The organism is Psychrobacter sp. 1Y4, from assembly GCF_051847555.1.
In genome coordinates this window covers 1-515 of the sequence record NZ_JBPYDE010001169.1, presented here as the reverse complement: position 1 = coordinate 515, position 515 = coordinate 1, and the positions used below count along the sequence as shown (strand labels likewise).

1 protein-coding gene is annotated in these 515 nt (G+C 43.9%); it reads right to left on the bottom strand.

Annotation, left to right across the window (positions count from 1 at the left end):
- Positions 1 to 237: 237 nt before the first annotated feature.
- Positions 238 to 515, bottom strand: a 278-nt coding sequence (locus ACS8FC_RS20980) for an aldehyde dehydrogenase family protein (RefSeq protein WP_439298203.1), incomplete at its 5' end; no start/stop codon positions are given.

Below are 515 nucleotides of genomic sequence, written 5' to 3'. Positions count from 1 at the left end.
AAGATAGGAAAGGCAACCCCAAGTCCTGTTGGTAAAACAGCTTTGCGGCGCTCAAGTAATGATTGATTGGTAGTCATGGGAATGTCCTTTTCTGTATTCGTAACATAAATGCCATCTAATGATTGGCGGTTCATTTGAGACTTAGTGATATCAAACGGTGTTTGTTTGAGATAAAACACCGTTCGACATCTGAAATGTTTTGTTAAATGCTCTGTTAAATGCTAGGCGAGCCATTTATTAGCTGATATCAGAGCACCAGTATTTGGTCGTGATGTAATCTTCGATACCATATTTTGAGCCTTCACGGCCAAAGCCAGATTGCTTCACGCCGCCAAATGGGGCAACCTCTGTAGAGATGAGGCCTGTATTGTGACCGATGATGCCGTACTCAAGGCCTTCAGTTACGCGCCATGAGCGCGCATAGTCGCCACTATAGAAGTAAGCAGCCAAGCCATAGATGGTATCGTTAGCAGCACGAATCACTTCTGCTTCGTCTTTAAAGGTAAATATAGTCG